This is a genomic window from Arthrobacter globiformis NBRC 12137, from assembly GCF_000238915.1.
In the GTDB taxonomy this organism is placed as follows: Bacteria; Actinomycetota; Actinomycetes; order Actinomycetales; family Micrococcaceae; genus Arthrobacter; species Arthrobacter globiformis.
This window is the reverse complement of the sequence record NZ_BAEG01000018.1, coordinates 1-1315: the sequence shown is the minus strand read 5'-3', so window position 1 is coordinate 1315 and position 1315 is coordinate 1. Positions and strand designations below refer to the sequence as shown.

1 protein-coding gene and 1 pseudogene are annotated in these 1315 nt (G+C 68.2%); both read right to left on the bottom strand.

Annotated features, from left to right (window positions below; genetic code table 11):
- Nucleotides 1–131 precede the first annotated feature (131 nt).
- On the bottom strand, nt 132–917 hold the full coding sequence (gene istB, locus ARGLB_RS03230; RefSeq protein ID WP_003798844.1) for an IS21-like element helper ATPase IstB: 786 nt from the start codon (nt 915–917) through the stop codon (nt 132–134).
- Nucleotides 914–1315: pseudogene (locus ARGLB_RS03225) on the bottom strand (IS21 family transposase); the annotation flags it as partial. The gene istB and the pseudogene ARGLB_RS03225, both read right to left, overlap by 4 nt.

The following is a 1315-nucleotide window of genomic DNA, read 5'->3' as shown; positions in this document are numbered from 1 at the left end:
TGTCAACGGCCATCAGGGATTGCCCATAGACGGCCAGCATTTCTGCCCGCTGGTGGCCAGTAGAACTGCCCAGCGGTGGCCAGCTGGTCTGCCCGCATTCGGGGTGGGGGTGCTGGCCACCGGTTTGAGGTTTAGTTCAGTGGCATGACGCCCTTTCCGGCCAGGGCCTGGGTGAGGCGGATGGAGTCGCCGGTTGTTTGGCAGACGTGGGCGTGGTGCAGGAGCCGGTCGACGGTCGCGGTGGCGAGGGTCTTGGGCATGAGCTCGTCGAAGCCGGCGGGGTGGAGGTTCGAGGAGACCGCGACGGCGCGTTTTTCGTAGGCTGCATCGACGACCCGGTAGAGGCCTTCGGCGGCGTCGGTGGCCACGGCGAGGAGCCCGATGTCATCGACGACGACCAAATCTGCGCGGAGGATCCTGGCCACGGCGCGGGTGACTGTGTCGTCGGCCCGGTGCGAACGGATGAGGGCGCCGAGGTCCTCGAGGGTGAACCAGGCGACGCGCATCCCTTCTTCGACGGCCTGCTGGCCGAGGGCTTCGAGGAAGAAGGTCTTCCCTGTTCCGGAGGGTCCGCAGACGACGAGGTTTTCTTTCCGGTGAATCCATTCCAGGGTGCGCAGGGCCTGTTGGGTCGGTGCCGGGATGGATGAGGCGGCTTCGTCCCAGAGGGCGAATGTCTTGCCCGTGGGGAACCCTGCGGCCTTGCGGCGGGTGGCGAGCATCGACCTGGCCCGCCCCTTGGTTTCTTCGGCGAGCAGTGCTTTGATGACTTCGGCTGGCTCCCAGCGCTGAGCGCGGGCGGTGGCCAGGACGTCCGGGGCGATGGCGCGGGCGTGGGGCATTTTCAGTTGCCGCATGAGTGCCTCGAGGTCGGTGGGCAGGGCCGGTGCGGTGGTGTTCGCGGTCGTGATGCTCATCGGGTGCCATCTCCGGCGCCGGTGGTACCGAGGCCTGCCCAGCCGGCGGTGCCCTGGGTGAGGGACTTGTCCTCCGCGGCGGTGCGCAGCCCGGTGCGGTTTCCGCCCGCGTTCAGCAAGGACGCGAGGTCTCCGTGCGCGAAGCGGTGGTGGATCGCGGCGACGCCGAGGGCCTTGTCGACCTCGTCGGGCCCGGTGATTTTGGCCAGTGCGACGGCCTCGGCCATCTTCACGTTGATCCGTTGCGCTCCGGCCGCGGCGGCTTCGAGTAGCCAGGTCCTCGCGCCGGCGCCGATGCCTAGGAATTCGGCTTCCGCCTTAGAACGGGGCACGGGTTTGTAGTCGCCGGGCACCTTTTCCTGGCGGTCCGGGAAGTGTGCGTCCAGGATCGCCGGGGA

What these genes read in the sequence shown, in the direction of transcription:
- istB (WP_003798844.1), bottom strand. Translation starts at nt 917, where the DNA reads ATGAGCATCACGACCGCGAACACCACCGCACCGGCCCTGCCCACCGAC.